The organism is Actinoplanes sp. NPDC049316, from assembly GCF_040677315.1.
Lineage (GTDB): Bacteria > Actinomycetota > Actinomycetes > Mycobacteriales > Micromonosporaceae > Actinoplanes.
Genome location: NZ_JBFAQM010000027.1, coordinates 33201 through 48726 on the forward strand (window position 1 = coordinate 33201; position 15526 = coordinate 48726).

Here is a 15526-nt window from a genome sequence, read left to right on the forward strand (position 1 = left end):
GAAGGAGGAGTTCCGATGGCCAAGGAAGAGAAGGGCGGCGCGGCGGAGGCGCCGAAGAAGTCCAAGAAGATGCTGATGATCATTGCGCTCGCCGTCGTGCTGCTCGGCGGGGGCGGCGCGGGCGCGTACTTCATGTTCTTCAAGGGCGACGCGGCCGAGGCCGCACCGGTCAAGGGCGCGGTCGTGACGCTCGAGAACCCGCTGACCGTGAACCTTGCGGACGGGCACTACCTCAAGCTCGGCTTCGCGCTGCAGATGACCGAGGAGGCCGGCGAGGAGGAGATCGACACGGCCGAGGCGCTCGACCTGGCGATCGACCAGTACACCGGTCTGGAGGTCGGCGAGCTCGAGACCGAGAAGGGCCGCGAGAAGGCGAAGGACGAGCTGCTCGAGAAGATCGAGAAGGCGTACAACGTCGACGGCAAGCACCTCGTGATGGGCATCTACTTCACCTCGTTCGTCACGCAGTAAGGCGGCTGTAGCAGAGGTATGCGATGGGCGGGTCCGCGGCGGGCGGATCCGCCCGTTTCTCACATGAGCCCACAAAGCACGCCGTACGCCTCAGCGGTTGCGCAACCGAGCCGATGAGGACGACGTGACCACGTCTCCGACCCGCTCCCCCGGCAAGATGTCCCGGCGCGGCGCCAGTGCCGGGCCCACCGCGTACGACTTCCGCCGGCCGATCAAGCTGTCCCGTGACCACGTCCGGACCCTGCAGATCGCGTTCGAGACGTATGCCCGCAGCTGCGGCACCCTGCTCACCACCCGGCTGCGGACGGTCAGCAGCGTCTCCCTGGTCTCCATCGAGCAGCTGAACTACGACGAGTACGTCGCGTCCCTGGCCAATCCCACGGTGATCGCGGTGGTGGCCATCGACCCGCTGCCCGGAACGGTGCTGATGGAGATGGCCACCTCGGCGGTGATGACCGCGATCGACCACATGCTCGGCGGCCCGGGCGGCCCCCAGCCGGAGCGGCCGCTGACCGAGGTGGAGATGCCGCTGCTGCGCGGGCTGCTCGAGCGGATGCTCGGCGAGCTGCGCTACGGCTTCGAGAGCCTGGTCGACATCCAGCCGAAGCTGCGCGAGATCGAGTACAACGCCCAGTTCCTGCGCGCGCACCAGCCCGGCGACGCGGTGGTCGTCGCCTCGTTCGAGATGAAGGTCGGCACCGAGGAGTGTGTGGCCAGCATCTGCCTGCCGTTCAACACGATCCTGCCGGTGTTGGAGAAGCAGGAGACGATCGAGCTCACGCCGGCCGAGCGGATGGTACGCGAAACGTCCCTGCGCAAGCTGACGGCCGGACTTTCCGCGGCGCCGATCGACGTAGCTGTCCGATTCCAGCCCATTCGGATGCGTACCGATGACATCGTGGATCTACGCCCCGGTGACGTCGTGCCGCTGGGGCACCCGACCAGTGTGCCGCTCGAGGTGACCGTCAACGAGACCGTTTTCGCACATGCAGTCCCCGGTAACCAGGGTGCCCGGCTCGCCTGTCTCGTCGTGCCGTCGCCCAAGGAGGAAGAACGTCGATGACCGCGCCAACCATCACCGAGCCGCAGCTCGCGCTGGTCCGTGCCGCCGCCGAGCAGGCCCTGGCGGTGCTGCCCACGAGCCGGGAGCTCGCGGTGGGCGCCCCGGTCGCCGCCAGCGCCGACCTGCTGACCTCGGGCCAGGCGATCACCGCGCGGTTCAGCGGCGCGGCCAGCGGCGAGGTCGTGGTGGTCGTGGGTCAGGACCTGGCCGACGCGCTCAAGGAGAGCCCGCTCGGCGAGCTCGACCTGACGGCCGCCGTACGCCCGGCGCTGGAGGCCGCGGCCCGCGCGTTCGGCCCCGTGGTGCTCGACCCGGGCCAGGTCATGGAGCCGTCGGTCGCCCTGAGCGCGATCGCCGCCAAGGACGACTCGGTGGCCGTACCGCTGCTGGACGGCGGCGAGATCCGCGCGGTGCTGGCGCTGTCGCTGAGCCCGTGGCCGTCCGACGGGGCTTCGGGCGGGGTCGCCCGGCGGGCCGGGTCGGCCGCGGCGCCCGTACGCGGTGGCCTGGACATGCTGCACGACGTCGAGATGGAGGTCTCCGCGGAGCTGGGCCGTACCCGGATGAGCGTGCGCGAGCTGCTGTCGCTGAGCCCGGGCGCCATCGTCGAACTCGACCGCGCCGCCGGCAGCCCCGCGGACCTGCTGGTCAACGGTCGGCTGATCGCCCGCGGCGAGGTCGTGGTCATCGACGAGAACTTCGGCATCCGGATCACCGAGATCGTCTCCCCGGGCAGCGGGGAGTAGGCCTTGTTCGAGCTCGTCCTGCGCATCGGCTTCTCCCTGCTGGTCGTCTTCGGCCTGATGTGGGGACTGGCCCGGGTGGCCCGCCGCGGCGGGCTGGGCCGGCGCGGTTCGGGCAACCTGTCGGTGCTGAACCGGCAGCCGCTGAGCCGCGGCTCCTCGGTGGCGGTGGTGCAGGTGGCGGATCGCGCGCTGATCCTCGGGGTCACCGACTCGCAGGTCAGCCTGCTCGGCGAGACCGAGCTGGGCGCGTTCACGCACGAGGTGCATCCGACGCCGGCCACGCGGGGCGCGGTGGCGGTCCAGGCCGACGACCTGCTCCCGCCGGCGCATCCCACGGTGCTCCCGCATCACGGCGGCAAGCTGGACGGTTCCATCCTGTCGCCGCGTACGTGGAGCTCGACGCTGGACTTCCTGCGTGACCGGACGACGAGGCGCTGACATGTGGCGGCGGATGGTCGTTATCGCACTCCTGACGCTCGGCGGGTTGCTACCCGCCGCTGCGGCGCAGGCCGCGCCGCAGCCGATGCCGGCCGCGGTGGCGCACTACGAGCTGCCGCGCGCCCCCGGGCCGACCCCGCCGGTCGCGCCCACGGTCACCCCGAGCGGCGGCAGCATCAACTTCAACATCAACGGTACGAACCCCGACGGCAGCAAACCGGCCACGTCGCTGGTGATCGTGCTGGGCCTGACCCTGCTGTCGGTGGCGCCGGCCGTCCTGCTGCTGTGCACGAGCTTCACCAAGGTGTTCATGGTCCTCGGGATCACCCGCAACGCGCTGGGCCTGACCAGCATGCCGCCCAACCAGGTGCTCGCCGGGCTGGCGCTGTTCATCAGCCTGTTCATCATGAGCCCGGTGCTGTCCCAGGTGAACGACCAGGGCGTGCAGCCGTACCTGGCCGGGGACAAGACGCAGTCGCAGGCCTTCAAGGACGGCGTGCAGCCGCTGCGCGACTTCATGCTGAAGAACACCCGTGAGGACGAGCTCGCGCTGCTGATCAAGGTCTCCGATCAGGAGAAGCCGGCGAACGCGGACGACGTCGAGCTGACCACGCTGATCCCCGCGTTCGTCCTCTCCGAGCTGCGCGCCGCCTTCATCATCGGGTTCGTCATCTTCATCCCGTTCCTCATCATCGACATGGTCGTGTCCGCGTCCCTGATGAGCCTGGGCATGATGATGCTGCCGCCGGTGACCGTGTCGATGCCCTTCAAGCTCCTGCTGTTCGTGCTGGTCAACGGATGGGGGCTGATCATCACCGCGCTGGTGGGGTCGTACCCGTGAACGCCGACCTGCCCATCGCGCAGCTCATCGCGGTCTTCCTGGGGGCGGCCCGGGCCGGCGCGTGGCTGATGCTCTGCCCGCCGTTCAACTCGCGGCTCATCCCGGCGCAGGTGAAGGTGCTGCTCTCGATCGGCATCGCGCTGCCGATGGCGCCGTACCTGACCGCCTCGGTGCCGTCGCTGGAGACCTCGGCGATCATCGCGGCGACCGTGCTGCAGGTCTTCGTGGGCGCCGCGCTCGGGTTCATCACGTTCGTACTCTTCGCCGCCGTGCAGGCCGCCGGTGACCTGCTCGACGTCTTCGGCGGCTTCACGCTGGCCGCCGCGTACGACCCGCTGTCGATGGCCCAGAGCTCGGTCTTCGGCCGTTTCTACAACCTCGTCGCGGTGACCCTGCTGTTCGCCAGCGACGGCCACCAGCTGGTCCTGCGCGGGTTCATGCAGTCGTACAAGACGCTGCCGCTGGACGCCTCGTTCTCGATGAAGACCTTCAGCATGGTGCTGACCGACGGCATCGGCGAGATGTTCGTGGCGGCGCTGCAGATCGCCGGCCCGCTGATCGCCGTGCTGTTCCTGACCGACGTGGCCTTCGGCCTGCTCAACCGGGTGGCGCCCGCGCTGAACGCGTTCCAGCTCGGCTTCCCGGCGAAGATCTTCCTGGTGCTGACCCTGTCCGGCACGGCGATCGCCATCCTGCCGCAGGCCCTGGACGGGCTGATCGACCAGGCCGTCACGGCCGTCGTCCGGCTGAGCGGGGGGTGATCCGTGGCCGGGGAGAAGACCGAACAGCCGACACCGCAGAAACTCAAGAAGGCCAAGCAGGAAGGCCAGATCGGGCGCAGCCAGGACGTGGGCGCCTGGTTCGGCATGCTGGGCGCGAGCATCATGCTGCCGCGCACGCTGTCCTCGGCGATGGGCCACTCCCGGGAGCTGATGGCGAAGATCCCCGACGTGATCGCCGACCCCGACCCGCAGATCGCGCTCGGCATCCTCAAGGACGGGATGATGAGCGCCGCCTGGGCGGTGCTGCCGCTGGCGCTGACGATGATGGCGATCGGCATCGCGGCGGCCGGGGCCCAGGGCGGCATCCGGGTCGCCACGAAGCTGTTCATCCCGAAGTTCAGCCGGCTCAACCCCCTGCCCGGCATCAAGAAGATGTTCGGGCCGCAGGCACTGTGGGAGGGCACGAAGGCGCTGGTCAAGACCGGCGTGCTGGCCGGCGTCCTGTACATGACGATGAAGGACATCATCCCGCTGCTGATGACCGCCGGGCGGCTGCAGATCGGCTCGCTGCTCGGCGTGGTGCAGGACGCCACCCTGGCCCTGATCCGGGCCGCCGCGGTCGCCGGCATCGTCATGGCCGGCGCCGACTACTTCGTGGTGCGCCGGCGCACCAACAAGCAGCTGCGGATGACCAAGGAGGAGGTCAAGCAGGAGAACAAGAACACCGAGGGCGACCCGCACGTCAAGGGTCAGATCCGCGCCCGGCAGATGGCGATGGCCCGCAACCGGCAGATGGCCGACGTCCCCACCGCGGACGTCGTGCTCGTCAACCCCACCCACGTGGCGGTGGCGCTGCGCTACGAGCCGGACAAGGGCGCGCCCCGGGTCATCGCCAAGGGCCAGGGCGCGATCGCGCAGAAGATCCGGGAGCTGGCCACCGAGCACCGCATCCCGATGGTGCAGGACGTGCCGCTGGCCCGGGCGCTGGAGAAGGGCGTGGAGGTGGGACAGGAGATCCCTGCCGAGTTCTTCGGGGCGGTCGCGAAGGTGTTGGCGTTCGTGATGAGCCTGAAGGCTCGTGGGTCCGCCGCAGGTGTGCACCGCAACCCGAACCCTGCGCCCGCGGCAGCTTAGTCATAATCTGGGAGATTTCCTCACATCACGGTCGCCGCTGCGGGACTATCAGCAGGTGGAAGGGGGGCCGTGAAGAACCGCAACCTCAGCAAGTTCGCCGTACCCATCGGGGTCATCGGCATCATCGTCATGATGGTCGTGCCCCTGCCGACCTTCCTGCTCGACCTGTTGATCGCCACCAACATCACCGGCGCCCTGCTGATCCTCATGGTCGCGATGTTCGTGCAGAAGCCGCTCGACTTCTCCGTCTTCCCGGCCCTGCTGCTGGTCATGACGCTCTTCCGACTCGCGCTCAACATCAGCGCCACCCGGCTCGTGCTGCGCGACGGCGACGCCGGCAAGGTCATCCACGCGTTCGGCGACTTCGTCGTCGGCGGCTCGCTGGTGATCGGCCTGGTCATCTTCCTGATCCTGATCATCGTCCAGATGGTCGTCGTCACCAAGGGCGCCGAGCGCGTCGCCGAGGTCGGCGCCCGCTTCACCCTCGACGCGATGCCCGGCAAGCAGATGGCGATCGACGCCGACCTCAACGCGGGCCTCATCGACGAGGACGAGGCCCGGCGAAGGCGCGCCGAGGTGGCCGCGGAGGCCGACTTCTACGGCGCGATGGACGGTGGTTCCAAGTTCGTCAAGGGCGACGCCATCGCCGCCATCATCATCACCGTCATCAACCTCGTCGGCGGCTTCGCGGTCGGCATGCTCCAGCACGGCCTGTCCCCCGCCGAGGCGATGAACCAGTACAGCCTGCTGACCGTCGGCGACGGCCTGGTCTCGCAGATCCCGGCCCTGCTGCTCTCCGTCGCCACCGGCCTGATCACCACCCGCTCGGCGACCTCCGGCGACATGGGCAGCAGCGTCACGGCCCAGCTGGGCCAGAACAAGCTCGCGCTGCGCATCGCCGGTGGCGCCGCACTCGGCCTCTGCGTGATCCCGGGGCTGCCGAAGGTGCCCTTCCTGATCATCGGTGCGACCACGCTGTTCATCGCCCAGCGGATCAAGGACCCGGCCCCGGAGGCCGCGGCCGCGGCGGTGCCCGAGCTGGAACGTCCCGCGCCCGACTCCCCCGAGCAGTTGCTCGGCGAGATGCGCGTGGACCCGCTGGAGCTGGCGCTCTCGCCGGACCTCGTCGACCTGGTCGACACCAACGGCGGCGACCTGCTGGACCGGGTCCGCGCGCTGCGCCGCAAGATGGCCCTCGAGCTGGGCATCGTCATGCCGCCCGTACGCACACGCGACGACCTCGATCTGCCGCTGTCGTCGTACGCGATCCGCATCTCCGGCGTCGACGCGGGCACCGGCCAGGCGCCGCCGGGCACGGTGCTGGCGATCGGCGACGGCCTGCAGGCGCTGCCGGGCCGGGCCGGCGTCGAGCCGGTCTTCGGCCTGGCCGGCAAGTGGGTCCCGGCGGAGCTGCACTACCAGGCCGAACTCTCCGGTGCGACGGTGGTGGACCGGGCCTCGGTGATCATCACTCACCTCGCCGAGATCGTCCGGCAGAACGCCAGCCGGCTGCTCGGCCGCGAGGACGTGCGGGCGCTCACCGAGATGGTCAAGCGCACCCACCCCGTGGTGGTGGAGGAGCTCACGCCCACGCTGCTCAGCCTCGGCCAGATCCAGCGGGTCCTGCAGGCGCTGCTCGACGAGGGCGTGCCCATCCGCGACCTCGTCCGCATCTTCGAGGCGCTGTCGCTGCGCGCGAAGGTCTCCGTGGACCACGACGGCCTGGTGGAGGCGGCCCGGGCGGCGCTCGGACCGGCGATCGCGGCGCAGTACGCGAGCGACGGGCGGCTCACCGTCATCACCCTCGAGCCGATGCTCGAGCAGACCCTGCTCGAGTCGCTGCGGCCCAGCGAGACCGGCGCGTTCATGGCCATCGACGGCCTGCGCGCCGAGGCCATCGTCAGCGAGGCCGCGCGCCTGGTCGAGGCCGCCGAGCAGGCCGGGATCACCCCGGTGCTGGCCTGCTCCCCGCAGCTGCGGCTGCCACTCATGCGTCTCCTGCGGGCCGGCTCGCGCCGCGTGCAGGTGCTCTCCTACTCGGAGATCTCAGGTTCCACCGCACAGATAGAAACCATGGGGATGGTGAACGGTGCCTACGCGGGTGCTGCTTGAGGGTCCGGCCATCGAGCCGTTGCTGGCGCAGGTGCGCGACGAATACGGCTCCTCGGTGCGGATCATCTCGGCGGACAAGGTCCGGACCGGGGGCTTCGGCGGGTTCTTCGCCAAGCAACACTACGAGCTGTCGGTCGAGGTCCCCGACCCCGACGAGCGCGACGACACACCGCCCCGGCGGCCCGCGGCGGCCGACGACGGCCCGCAGACGCTGGAGCAGCTGCTGGCCCGGGCCGAGTCCAAGGACCGGATCGTCCCGGACGGCCCGCCCCCGGCGGTGGACCGGGTGACCGGACGCGACGCCGGCATGGGCGACGCGGACGCGGCCGTGGGTGGCCGGGGACTCGCCGGCATGCCGGGCGGGGGCCGCGAGCCGGGTTCCGCGTTCGCCGAGCTCATGGCGAACCTGGACCGGGCCGAGGCGTACAACCGCCCGTCGCCCCGGCCGCCGGCGACGGAACCGGAGCGCCCCGAGAGCCCGACCGTACGGCCGTTCCGCCCGGCGCAGGCCACCGGCTCACCGGTCAACGGCGGGGCGGTACGGCCGCTGCCGCCCGTACCGTCGCTGGCGGAGCTGATGGGCGGCCTCGGGGTGAACGACGCCCCGGCCTTCCCGCCCAGCGCGGCGGCCAACCGCGCCGCGCAGAACCCCGCGCCGCCGCGCTCGGCGGCCTCGGCGTACCACCTCGCGCCGACGTCCCCGGCGCCCGCGCCGGCCCCGACCAGCCTGGCCGAGTCGCTCGGCGGTCTGGGCCTCGGGCCGATGCCGGGGCCGGGCGGGGCCGGCCCGGGTCACGTCATGCACGCCACCGTCCGGCCGCACCACTACGACACCGTGCAGCAGAACCTCATGAAGGTCGGCATGCCGGAGGCGATGGCCGCGCAGATCGTCGGCGGCGACACGTACGCCGGGGTGCTCGGCGTCCTGGCGTCGCGGCCGTCGGCGCCCGGCGTCCCGGACGCGCCGGGCGAGATCCTGCTGCTCGCCGGCGATCTGGAGCACGCGCTGCCGAGCGGCCGCAAGCTGTGCGAGCTTGCCGGCATCGACCAGGCCCACCTGCTGCTGGGTGGGCCGACCGCCGCGGGCACCGGCCTGCACTCGTCGCGGATCCTCGGCGATCCCGAGGCGGCCGCGCAGCGCGCGGAGAAGCTGCAGAGCGCCGACCACGCCTGGATCGTCCTGGTGAACGCGCCGGTCGGGGCGACCGACCCGATCTACGTCTCGGAGATGTGCGACGCGCTCGGCGCGACCGCGGTGTGGGCGGTCGTGGACGCCACCCGCAAGACCGCGGACACCGCCCGGCACCTGCGCGCGCTCGGCGACGTCGAGGCCCTGGTGGTGCACAACGTCGACATGACCTCGGACCCGGCCACCGTGCTGGGCCTGGACCTGCCGATCGTGTCGCTGGACGGCAAGCCCGCCACCCCGCACTCGTGGGCGGCGATGCTCTGCGCGCGGATCGCCTCGGACGTGGTGCCCATGGCCGCCCTGCCCCGCCGGCCGGCCCGCCGGGGCTGACCCGTGATCCGGCCCTCCGTCCTGCTGTTCGCGCTGCTGATGAGCGCGCCGGCGCTGTATCGCTACGTGCTCGACGAGATCGACGTGACCGAGGTGCTGATCCGGTTCCTCATCGCCGTGCCGATCGCCGCGATGCTCCTCGCCGGCCTGCGCTTCGTCACCGCCGGGTACGGCAGGACGGAGGAGCCGGGCACCCCGGTGCGGCCCACGCCGGACACCGGTCAGCCGTCGGAGAGCTCCGACACGCCGTGATGGTTCGTTCAAATTGCCCGTTTTGCGGATATGTTACCGCTGGTGAGCTACTGCCCACCGGAGGTGAACGGTGCCCAGTGACCGTCCGATCATCGTCGTCGGCTGCCCGCGCTCGGGAACGACGATGCTGCAGTTGATGCTGCACGCCCACCCGCGTATCGCGATCCCGCCGGAGACGCGCTTCGTGCTGGCCGCGTACCGGGAACGCCGCGACTTCGGCGACCTGAGCCGCGAGGAGAACCGGCGCGCGCTCGCCCGGCGCATCGTGGACCGGCGCGAGACCCGCTTCTGCGACCTCGGCCTCGATCCCGAGGAGACCGTCGAGCGCATCGCCGCGGCGCCGGGCACGCTCGGATCCGTGCTCGGCACGATCTTCCAGCAGTACGCGGCCCGCTTCGGCAAGCCGCGCTGGGGCGACAAGCGGCCGGCGTACCTGCACAACGTCGACCTGCTCCTGCGGCTCTTCCCGGACGCGCAGTTCGTCAACATCGTCCGCGACGGCCGGGACTGCGTGGCCTCCCTCAAGGAGATGTCCTGGCACCGCAAGGACATCTACGCCACCGTCGCCTCCTGGGCCCGCGCCGTCGACGACGCCCGCCGCGCGGCCCGCCGCCTCGGCCCGTCGCAATGGCACGAGCTGCGCTACGAGGACCTGGTCGCCGATCCGCAGGGCAAGCTCACCGAGCTGTGCGCGTACCTCGGCGAGGACTACGACCCGGCCATGGCGGAACCCTCGGCGGTCGCACGGATCGCGGTGCCGTCGTTCAAGACCTGGCATGCGCGTACGCACTCGGCCGTGACCACGGAACGCGTGCAGAGCTGGCAGAACCGGCTCACCGGCGAGGAGATCGCGCTCTGCGAGGCGGCCCTGGGGAGCCGTCTGGTCGCCAACGGCTACGAGCTCTCCGGCAAGGTCCGCCCCGCCCCCGCGGAACTGCTCCGCTACGGCTGGACGGCGGCGCCGCAACGCTTCATCCCGGCCCGCCGCGGCCTCAGCCGGGCGGCCGGCCGGCTGCGTCGCGAGGAGGGCCTGGCGCACCTGCCCACGACGGTGCTGCCCCAGCGCACCGCCCCGGACGACCGCGTGGACGCCGGCTGATCCACCCCGCACACGAAAGGGGCCGGTCCGGGACCGGCCCCTTTTCGTACGTGTCTAGGCGATCGACAGCGAGAACCGGCCCTTGCCGTAGCGGGCGACCTCGATCGTCAGGTCGAGCCGCTTGCCGAGCGCCAGCAGGTGGGCCCGGGCGTCGTTGGGCAGGTCCATGCCCGGGTAGATCACCTGGTAGAGCTTCACGTGCGGAGCCCCCTCGCGGTTGAGGAGGCTGGTGAACACGTTGCAGAGTTCGAAGACGTTCTCGGCGAGGTTCGGGAAGAGCGTCTTCTCCTCGATGCTGTCCTCGGCGGCGCCGACCGGGAGCAGGCCGAGGGCGGCCCCGGCGTTCGCGGCGAGGCTCAGCGTCATGCCGAGGACCGCGTAGAGCCGCTGGGACGGGTCCGTGTAGATGGCGATGACGCCGGTCGGCAGGTTCTCGGCGGTCATGGGTTCGCCCGGGGCGACGTTGACGTCCCGGCCGAGAAGGTCCTCGAAGAGGTTGCGGACGGCGTGCGGGGCGGGAATCACCGAGGTGTCTGACATAGCTATATCATCCCAAAATAGGAGAGAAGACCTCGTCGAATTGCTCTGCTGTGAATGGCTTGACGATGAAGAACGCCGAGCCGGCGCTCTCCGCGGCGCTCTTCATCTCCTCCGTGCACTCCGAGGTCACGAAGCCGAACTTCACGTTGTTGCCCTCGGCGCGCAGCTTGCGCAGCACGTCGATGCCGGTCATCTCGGGCATGTTCCAGTCGGAGATGATCAGGTCGGGCTTCTCGGCGGTCGCCTTCTCGACCGCCTCCGCGCCGTCCGCGGCCTCCACGAGGTCGTGCCCCTCGAAGCCGGCCTGGCGCAGCGTCCGGGTCACGATCTGCCGCATGACCCGGCTGTCGTCCGCAATGAGGATCTTCATGCCGCCCCCTCCTGCTGCTGCTTGACGCTCTGCCACATCGAGATGGAGACCGGCTCGCCGTCCCAGCTGCCGTACAGACCGCTGATCCGCTCGGCGGCCGGGTAGTACGAGGCGGTGTCAGGGGCCAGCACCACGGTCGGCAGGGACAGGAAGCAGCCGGCCGGGAGCATCGCCTTGACGTTGCCGCCGACGATGTTGGCCAGCTCGCCCAGCACGTCGGAGATGTCCTCCTGGCCCACCTCGTCCATCTCCATCGCCAGGAAGGCCGCCGCGGACTTCTTCGCGGCGGTCAGGGAACAGGCGTAGACGAGGTGGCCGTGCCACGTGCCCGTGATCGACACGGTCGAGTGCACCTCGGTCGTCTGCTTGTCGTCGCCGGTCAGGACCAGCGGGCTGACCCCCTCGGGATCCAGGTACGACACCCAGACCTGTTCCACCATCTCGGCGAGGTCGTCCTCGCTCACCACGGTTTCGACGCTCATGAGTTCGCTCCGGTCGGTACCAGGCCCAGCAGGGCCAACTTTTCGATCATCGCGCCCTCGGTGAAGGGCTTGATCACGTATTCGTGGGCGCCCGCGGCGAGCGCCCGGACGATCTGGCTCTGTTCGCTCTCGGTCGTCACCATGACCAGCGTCATCTCGCGCAGCCGCGGCTCGGCGCGGACCTTGGTCACGAACTCGAGGCCGTTCATGTTCGGCATGTTCCAGTCGATGAGGGCCAGTTCCGGCACCTCGGTCATCGTGGCGAGCAGGTCGAGGGCCTCCTGGCCGTCACCCGCCTCGATCGCCTCGAAGTTCAGCTTCGCGACGATCCGCTTGAGAATCATGCGCATCGCCCGGGAGTCGTCGATCACCATCGCCCGCACCGCGGCTCACCCCTTCCGCGCGGCGCCGGCCGGCACCGCGCTGCGTACTCGGTAGGCAGAGGTCCGGCCGGCCGCCACCCGTTCGTAGTTGTCGTCGATCCCGATGGTCGTCTCGGCAGCGCCGAGGAAGAGCCAGCCGTCCGGGCGCAGCAGGCGCGCGACGTTGCGCAGCACCGACTTCTTCGTCGCGACGTCGAAGTAGATGAGGACATTGCGCAGGAAGATCACGTCGAAGGGCGGCATGGCGGGCAGCGGCGCGGTCAGGTTCATGTGCTTGAACGAGACGTTGCGCCGCAGGTGGGGTGCGACCCGCCAGTGCGCGCCGACGCGCTCGAAGTACTGCACCAGCTGGGTGGCCGGGAGACCCCGGTTCACCTCCACCTGGCTGTACTCGGCCGCCTCGGCCCGCTTGATCATTTCGGTGGAGATGTCGCTGCCCATGATCTCGTACCCCCACCCGGCCGGCAGCGTCTCCTGCAGGGTGATCGCCAGGCTGTACGCCTCCTGCCCGCTGGAGCTGGCCGCGGACCAGAGCCGCACCTTGCGCGCGGAGCCACGGCTCTTCACCAGCTCCGGCAGCACCACGTCGGTGAGCGCCGTGAACGGTTCCCGGTCACGGAACCACGACGTCTCGTTGGTGGTCAGCGCGTCGATGATCCGGCGCTGGTCGGCCGGGTTCGGCTTGCGCTGCAGGTTGGCCAGGAAGTCGGTGACGCTCGCCGCGCCGACCTGCCGCGCGACCGGGATCAGCCGCGCCTCGACCAGATACTCCTTGCCGGGCGCCAGCACGATCGCCGCCTCGCGGCGGACCAGGGCCGACACGAACGCGAAGTCCGCCTGCGAGAGCGTCATCGGGTCACCGCCGTGGCCCGCGGCGCACGGCCGACCTGGGCCCGCTGGATCAGGGCGGCGGCGATCCGGTCCAGCGGCAGCACCTCGTCCGCCAGCCCTGCGCCGACCACGGCGCCGGGCATCCCCCAGACCACCGAGCTCGCCTCGTCCTGAGCCAGGATCTCGGCTCCTGCGTCCCGCAGCACCTTCGCACCACCCCGTCCGTCGTATCCCATGCCGGTCAGTACCGCCGCGTACGCCGCCGCCCCGAAGAGCGACGCCACCGAGCGGAACATCACGTCGACCGCCGGACGGCACGAGTTCTCCGGCGGCGCGCCGCTGAGCTGGGTCAGCGTCGCGGTACCCCGGCGCTGCAGCACGAGGTGCTTGTCGCCCGGGGCGATGTAGACCGTGCCCGGCGCGAGCTCCAGCCCGTCGCCGGCCTCGAGCACCCGCAGCGGCGTGCTGCGGTCGAGCCGCTCGGCGAACATCTTGGTGAAGACCGGCGGCATGTGCTGCGTCACCACGATCGGCACCGGCAGCTCCGTCGGCAGCGCCTGCAGCACCTTGGTCAGCGCGTCCGGGCCACCCGTCGACGACCCGATCGCGATGATGTCCACCCGGCCCTGCGGCCCGCGCCGCACCGGCCTGGCGGGCGCCGCCGGCGGCTGTGCGCCGGTCCGGCCCGGCACGGCAGCCGGGCGCGCGCCCGGCCCGGGCCGGTACGCCGGCGGCGCAAGACCCGGGCGGCCCGGCGCCGGGCGGGTACCCGGGTGGGCCGGCGGCCCGGACCGGCGTCCGGCAAGCGCATGGATCTTCGGTACGAGCTGCTCGCGTACGGCCGCGATGGACTCCGCGATGGAGCCGACGTTGCTCGGCTTCGTCACGTAGTCCGTGGCGCCGGCGGCCAACGCCTCGAGCGTCGCGCTCGCCCCCGCGGCGGAGAGCGTGCTGAACATGATGACCGGTATGCGCTTGTGCCGCTTGCGCAGCTCACGGACCGCCTCGATGCCGTTCATCTGCGGCATCTCGATGTCCATCGTGATGGCGTCCGGCTTGAGCTGGTCGATCTTCGCCTGGGCCAGCAGGCCGTTCGCGGCGGTACCCACCACCTCGATGCCCGGCGCGCCCGACAACGAATCGACGATGAGCCGGCGGACCACCACGGAGTCGTCGACGACGAGAACTCTGATCATCGCTGCCCTCCGTTCCTCACCCGAGCCACGCCGGGCCGAGAGCCGCGATGACCGGCGCGAGCAGCCGGTGCGCCGTGGCGGTGTCCAACAGGTCCCGGACCACGAGCGCCTGGACCGCGCCGCTGAGCATGTTCCAGACACCACCCGCCCGGTCGGCGAGCGGGATCGCGGCGGTGTCGATGGCCTGCACCAGCAACATCTGTGCGGCCGCGGCCGTGCGTACGCGATCCGACAGGTACGCCGCCCACGAGGCCGAGTGCACCGCCGGAGACCAGCCGCCGGCGTTCTTGCGGGCGTCCTCGGCGGAGCGCACCAGCCGCTCCAGGTCGTTGGGCCGGATGGAGCGCAGCCGGTCCAGCAGGGCGGAGACCGCGTAGTGGTGCGGGCCCAGGTCGATCGGCTTGCCGACCGGCAGCTTGCGGACCGCGGCCACCCAGCCGGCGCCGAGCATGCGCCGGGTCGTGTCGTCGAGCACCTCGCGCAGGTAGCTGGCGACGGCCGCGTCGCAGAGCAGGGCGGTCGCCGAGGCGGCCGTCTCGCTCTGCTTGGCGTCGCGTCCCGTGCCCTGCCAGGTCCAGGCCATCACGTCGTAGCGCAGACAGGTGAGCAGCGCGTCCACCGAGCCGATCGGCGCCCGCTCGACGAGGGCGAGCGAGCTCGCCGGGTCGTCGGCCTTCATGCCCTTGAGCGACGGCATCTTGCGGGCGGCGCTCTCCACCTCGACCCACAGCGGGCCGCGTACGCCCTCGTCCGGCAGCCGCTCGGCGAGGATCGGCAGGTCCCCCAGGCTGAGGCGCAGGGCGCGCAGCAGCACCTCGGCGGTCGCCGACCCGCCGCCCAGGCGGGTCAGGTCGAAGCCGAGGACGGGGGCGCTGACCAGGCTGTACATCAGGTGGTGGCTCGGTACGTGTCGACGGCCTGGTTGACGTCGAGGGCCAGCATCAGCCGGCCGTCCATCTTGAACGTCCCGGTGACCAGCTCGCGGGTGGGCCCGCTGAGCGTGTCCGGCGGCGGCTCGAACGCGTCGTCGTCGAGGTCCACGACCTCGCCGATGCGGTCGACGAGCAGGCTGACCGGCTCGCCGTCGCCGCGCAGGATCACGTTCATCACCGGGCCCTGCAGGGCCTGCCGGGCGAGGCCGAGCTGGACCCGCAGGTCCACCGCCGCGATCACCTGGCCGCGCAGGTTGAACAGCCCGCCGACGGCCGGCGGCGCGAGCGGCACCGGGGTGTACTCGTTGTACGAGAGCACCTCCTGCACCGTGTCGACCTCGACCCCGAACAACTGGTCTGCCACCTCGAAGGTGGCGAACTGCCGGCTCGCCATG

At 71.0% G+C, this 15526-nt stretch carries 19 protein-coding genes; 11 read left to right on the top strand and 8 right to left on the bottom strand.

The window, feature by feature from the left end; all coding sequences use genetic code 11:
- The first annotated feature begins 15 nt into the window (after positions 1 to 15).
- The 11 genes from AB0K03_RS31165 to AB0K03_RS31215 all read left to right on the top strand — a co-directional run bounded on the left by AB0K03_RS31165 (position 16) and on the right by AB0K03_RS31215 (position 10397).
- Complete coding sequence (locus AB0K03_RS31165; protein WP_364692174.1) at positions 16 to 471, top strand: flagellar basal body-associated FliL family protein; 456 nt, start codon at positions 16 to 18, stop codon at positions 469 to 471.
- Between the two features lie 124 nt (positions 472 to 595).
- On the top strand, positions 596 to 1534 hold the full coding sequence (locus AB0K03_RS31170) for a flagellar motor switch protein FliM (RefSeq protein WP_364692177.1): 939 nt from the start codon (positions 596 to 598) through the stop codon (positions 1532 to 1534).
- Positions 1531 to 2280 carry a flagellar motor switch protein FliN gene (fliN, locus tag AB0K03_RS31175; RefSeq protein WP_364692180.1) on the top strand — a complete coding sequence of 250 codons (750 nt, stop codon included), beginning with the start codon at positions 1531 to 1533 and terminating at the stop codon, positions 2278 to 2280. The genes AB0K03_RS31170 and fliN overlap by 4 nt, the downstream gene beginning before the upstream one ends.
- 3 nt (positions 2281 to 2283) lie before the next feature.
- A complete protein-coding gene (gene fliO / locus AB0K03_RS31180; RefSeq protein ID WP_364692182.1) occupies positions 2284 to 2718 on the top strand; it encodes a flagellar biosynthetic protein FliO in 435 nt (144 codons plus the stop codon).
- A gap of 13 nt (positions 2719 to 2731) precedes the next feature.
- Positions 2732 to 3559, top strand: coding sequence for a flagellar type III secretion system pore protein FliP (gene fliP / locus AB0K03_RS31185; RefSeq protein ID WP_364692185.1), 828 nt, complete (start codon positions 2732 to 2734; stop codon positions 3557 to 3559).
- Positions 3556 to 4320: a flagellar biosynthetic protein FliR gene (gene fliR, locus AB0K03_RS31190; RefSeq protein WP_364692188.1), complete on the top strand. Its 765-nt coding sequence runs from the start codon at positions 3556 to 3558 to the stop codon at positions 4318 to 4320. The genes fliP and fliR overlap by 4 nt, the downstream gene beginning before the upstream one ends.
- 3 nt (positions 4321 to 4323) lie before the next feature.
- Complete coding sequence (locus AB0K03_RS31195; RefSeq protein WP_364692191.1) at positions 4324 to 5415, top strand: EscU/YscU/HrcU family type III secretion system export apparatus switch protein; 1092 nt, start codon at positions 4324 to 4326, stop codon at positions 5413 to 5415.
- A gap of 69 nt (positions 5416 to 5484) precedes the next feature.
- Entirely contained in the window at positions 5485 to 7527 is a 2043-nt protein-coding gene (flhA, locus tag AB0K03_RS31200) for a flagellar biosynthesis protein FlhA (protein ID WP_364692193.1), read from the top strand.
- The gene (locus tag AB0K03_RS31205) at positions 7517 to 9046 is read left to right on the top strand and encodes a hypothetical protein (RefSeq protein ID WP_364692196.1); all 1530 of its coding nucleotides are present in this window, start codon (positions 7517 to 7519) and stop codon (positions 9044 to 9046) included. The genes flhA and AB0K03_RS31205 overlap by 11 nt, the downstream gene beginning before the upstream one ends.
- Positions 9047 to 9049: 3 nt before the next feature.
- Complete coding sequence (locus AB0K03_RS31210; RefSeq protein WP_364692198.1) at positions 9050 to 9298, top strand: hypothetical protein; 249 nt, start codon at positions 9050 to 9052, stop codon at positions 9296 to 9298.
- 70 nt (positions 9299 to 9368) lie between these two features.
- Positions 9369 to 10397, top strand: coding sequence for a sulfotransferase (locus AB0K03_RS31215; RefSeq protein WP_364692199.1), 1029 nt, complete (start codon positions 9369 to 9371; stop codon positions 10395 to 10397).
- Positions 10398 to 10451: 54 nt separating this feature from the next.
- On the opposite strand, the gene AB0K03_RS31220 is transcribed toward AB0K03_RS31215, so the two are convergent.
- From AB0K03_RS31220 to AB0K03_RS31255, 8 genes are read right to left on the bottom strand one after another with little or no spacing between them, the layout of a single operon-like run.
- Positions 10452 to 10937, bottom strand: a complete 486-nt coding sequence (locus AB0K03_RS31220) for a hypothetical protein (RefSeq protein WP_364692202.1) — start codon at positions 10935 to 10937, stop codon at positions 10452 to 10454.
- 7 nt (positions 10938 to 10944) lie between these two features.
- Positions 10945 to 11307: a response regulator gene (locus AB0K03_RS31225; RefSeq protein ID WP_364692204.1), complete on the bottom strand. Its 363-nt coding sequence runs from the start codon at positions 11305 to 11307 to the stop codon at positions 10945 to 10947.
- A complete protein-coding gene (locus tag AB0K03_RS31230) occupies positions 11304 to 11789 on the bottom strand; it encodes a chemotaxis protein CheX (protein WP_364692207.1) in 486 nt (161 codons plus the stop codon). Before AB0K03_RS31230 ends, AB0K03_RS31225 begins: the two co-directional genes overlap by 4 nt.
- Positions 11786 to 12163, bottom strand: coding sequence for a response regulator (locus tag AB0K03_RS31235; RefSeq protein ID WP_221478700.1), 378 nt, complete (start codon positions 12161 to 12163; stop codon positions 11786 to 11788). Before AB0K03_RS31235 ends, AB0K03_RS31230 begins: the two co-directional genes overlap by 4 nt.
- A gap of 15 nt (positions 12164 to 12178) precedes the next feature.
- Positions 12179 to 13024, bottom strand: coding sequence for a protein-glutamate O-methyltransferase CheR (locus tag AB0K03_RS31240; protein ID WP_364692210.1), 846 nt, complete (start codon positions 13022 to 13024; stop codon positions 12179 to 12181).
- Positions 13021 to 14199: a chemotaxis response regulator protein-glutamate methylesterase gene (locus AB0K03_RS31245; RefSeq protein WP_364692213.1), complete on the bottom strand. Its 1179-nt coding sequence runs from the start codon at positions 14197 to 14199 to the stop codon at positions 13021 to 13023. The genes AB0K03_RS31240 and AB0K03_RS31245 overlap by 4 nt, the downstream gene beginning before the upstream one ends.
- Before the next feature lie 16 nt (positions 14200 to 14215).
- Entirely contained in the window at positions 14216 to 15088 is an 873-nt protein-coding gene (locus tag AB0K03_RS31250; RefSeq protein WP_364692216.1) for a hypothetical protein, read from the bottom strand.
- Entirely contained in the window at positions 15088 to 15525 is a 438-nt protein-coding gene (locus AB0K03_RS31255) for a chemotaxis protein CheW (protein ID WP_249610642.1), read from the bottom strand. Before AB0K03_RS31255 ends, AB0K03_RS31250 begins: the two co-directional genes overlap by 1 nt.
- Between the last annotated feature and the right edge of the window lies 1 nt (position 15526).